Annotated in this window: 3 protein-coding genes; 1 reads left to right on the top strand and 2 read right to left on the bottom strand. The window is 62.8% G+C overall.

Translation table 11 applies throughout. The features are described from left to right. Positions 1 to 508 (top strand): ACT domain-containing protein (locus ACGVJ8_RS00495; protein ID WP_392344994.1); only part of this gene is annotated, 508 nt, incomplete at its 5' end. 307 nt (positions 509 to 815) lie between these two features. Here ACGVJ8_RS00495 and ACGVJ8_RS00490 read toward each other — a convergent pair. Next, complete coding sequence (locus ACGVJ8_RS00490) at positions 816 to 1,037, bottom strand: hypothetical protein (protein ID WP_392344993.1); 222 nt, start codon at positions 1,035 to 1,037, stop codon at positions 816 to 818. Positions 1,038 to 1,264: 227 nt separating this feature from the next. Then, positions 1,265 to 3,214: ribonuclease J (locus ACGVJ8_RS00485; protein WP_392344992.1), on the bottom strand; the 1,950-nt coding region annotated here is incomplete at its 5' end.

Here is a 3,214-nt window from a genome sequence, read left to right as displayed (position 1 = left end):
CGTCGCCCTCGACCGCGACCAGGTGCAACTGAGTGTTCGCCACGTGCCCGATCGACCCGGCACCGCAGCGGCGCTGTGTTCAGCCCTAGCGGACAACAGCATCAGCCTGGATGCCATCGTTCAATCGGAACGGCAACACAGTGATGGATCGCGCGACATTACCTTCACCCTGCGCAAAGACGACCGCGCCCGCGCCGATGTGGCCCTGGCACCCCTGCTGGCCCAATGGCCCGGTGCGGCTCTGGAAGATGGTGAGGCCATCGCCCGGGTGAGTGCTGTAGGCGCTGGGATGCCGGCAACACCAGGGACAGCAGGGCGCATGTTTCGTGCGCTGGCGGATGCAGGCATCAACATCGGCCTGATCGCCACCAGCGAAATCAGAACCAGCTGTGTGGTGGCGGAAGACGCCGGCATCCAGGCGCTCCAGGTGGTGCATACGGGTTTCGGGCTGGGAGGTGAAGAGCGTCACACCGTCCAAGGCACCGCTTCACCGCACGACCTCGACTAACGGTCTACAACGGGGGGACTGGCCCCCCCAACGCGTGGACGCCGATTCCGAGCAGCACTACCAAGCCTCGGAACGGGCCTATGGCCTCGCCTCAACGTTGTGGGATCAACTCCAAAGCGCATCCGACGAGGACGACACAAGGCTGGTCTTGGGCTGGCGGGCGGTGGTGTCGTTGCTCCTGGGTCACACCCAGCTGCATGGTCTCCAGCAACCGGAGCAAGCCGCCTTTTCCTACCAACGGGTCTTGGCGGGTGAAGTGGGCACTGCCATCGCAGCCCTGGCGGAACAGGGACTGGAGCGCTGCCGGTCAGAACAGATCGCCAGCGAAGCAGGTACGACGCCCGCAACCGATGGCGCCATCCCAGACCTGCTGAAGGACCCCTTCCTGAGCACAGATCCCGATCAAGCCAAGCCAGCACTGGCTGATGTGGTCACCGCGATGCCGTGGTTGTCCAGTGACGATGAACCACGAGCCATGCCGCTTCGGATACCTCACCCACTCCGGCTCCTTTCCCAAGCCCTGAGCCAACGCTCACCCCTGAAGCCAATTCAGTGGAGATGGCGAACCAGGAACCAGTACTCAGCGAAGAAGAGCCACCCCTCAACGCAATCGAGCTCAAACCCCAGGAGCCTGTGGCCACAAATCTTGTGGAGATATCGTGGCTGCGAGTCCAACTCCAACCTGAGATCAAAAGCCCCACCGACTCCACGGAGCCGGTGGGGCTGATCAAAAGGAGCAAAGGAGCTTTCGCCCGCTCAGCTGGCCGCTGAACGACGACGACGGGTGCGGCCTGCAGGCATCTCGGGCTCCGGGGCAGGCTTTTCAGCAACCGGTTGGGGGGCGACTTTCTCGACCACTGCGGTTGCGGCCGCCGCACGGACGGGTGCCTGAGTTGCCGAGCCAGAGCGGTCGTTGCCCTGGTTGTTGCGCACCGGAGCGGGGGTTCCACCTCCACCACCGTTGCGACGGCCATAAGGGGAGCCACCGCCACGACCACCGCGACCGCGGGGAGCCGGACGGTCATCAGGCTCAGCATCCGCACGACCCTTGTAGACCGGTGTGCCGCCAGGAGCCGGCTGCACCAGACAGAGGATCAGCGGCTCCACCTGAAGTTCACGGCGCATCCGGCGGCCAAGACCCACCTCCACTTCACGCTGCACACCCATCCAGTCCACTTCTGGTGCCTTGCCACCGGTGTTGCGGCAAAGTTGCTTCCAGCGGTTTTCGAGCACCCACTTGATTTCGCGCTCCACCCACAACGACATCTTGCGGGCATCAGCTGTGGTGACCACACCCCGGAGATTCACCCGGGGGGGAGCCACCATGGCGCCATCGGTGCTGATGGCGGCCAGGATCGTCACCACGCCATCTTCCGCCAGCTGCTGGCGTTCCTTCAGCACACGGGCATCGACGATGCCGTTGCGGGATTGATCCAGCAGCTCGATGCCCGCCTTCACGGCATTGCCCTTGCGGATGGAATCCGGGGTGAGCTCCACCACATCACCGTTATCGATGATCAGGGTGTTGTCGACCGGAACCCCCATCGAGTGGCCGGTACGGGAGTGCTGCAACAGCATTCGGTGCTCACCGTGCACCGGCACGAAGAACTTGGGCCGGGTGAGGGCCAGCATCAGTTTCTGGTCTTCCTGGAAGCCATGGCCGGAGACGTGAATGCCTTCGCCCTTGCCGTAGACCACCTTGGCGCCAAGGATCATCAGCTTGTCGATGGTGTTGACCACGGAAATCGTGTTTCCAGGGATCGGGCTGGCCGAGAAAATGATCGTGTCGGTGGTCTTGACCTTCACCTGAGGATGCTCACCGCGGGAGATGCGGCTCAGGGCGGCCAACGGCTCTCCCTGGCTGCCCGTCATCAGCAGCAGCGTTTCGCGGTCGGGCACATCATTGATCTGCTTGATCGGCACAAACAGTTCATCCGGCGCGCGCATGTAGCCTAATTCCCGTGCTTTAGCGATCACGTTGAGCATGGAGCGGCCCAGCAGCCCCACCTTGCGGCCGTTCTTGAGAGCCAGCTCCAGAATCATCGACACCCGATGAATCGAGCTGGCGAAGGTGGTCACGATGACCCGACCTTCGGCATTGGCGATGTGGCGATCCAGGTTGGGGAACACCGAGCGCTCCGGCGGGCAGAAGCCAGGAACCTCGGAGTTGGTGGAATCACTAAAAAGGCACAAGACGCCCTTGTCACCGTGATGAGCAAGGCGGGCCATGTCGAAGTTTTCGCCATCGACTGGGGTATGGTCGAATTTGAAGTCACCCGTGAAAATCACGGTTCCCACCGGTGTGGAGATGGCCAGCGAGAAGCTGTCGGCCATCGAGTGGGTGTTGCGGATGAACTCCACGGAGAAGTGCTGACCCACCTTCACCACATCGCGCGGACCGACGGTCTGCAGGGTGGTGCGGTCACGGACCCCAGCCTCGTCCATCTTGCCGTTAAGCATCGAGAGGGCCAGCCGCGGCCCGTAGATCACCGGAATGCTGAAGTGCTTGAGGTGATGGGCGATGCCACCGATGTGGTCTTCATGACCATGCGTGACGATCATGCCGCGGATCCGCTTCTGGTTCTCGCGCAGGAAGCTGGTGTCAGGCAGCACCACATTCACCCCGTGCATGCCGTCGCTCGGGAAGGCCAGACCGGCATCCACCAGCATCAGGTCATCGCCGTACTCGAACACGCAGGTGTTCTT

It is taken from the genome of Parasynechococcus sp. (assembly GCF_042954245.1).
In the GTDB taxonomy this organism is placed as follows: Bacteria; Cyanobacteriota; Cyanobacteriia; order PCC-6307; family Cyanobiaceae; genus Parasynechococcus.
The sequence above is the reverse complement of the archived record's forward strand: the minus strand, read 5'-3'. Positions and strand labels throughout refer to the sequence as shown.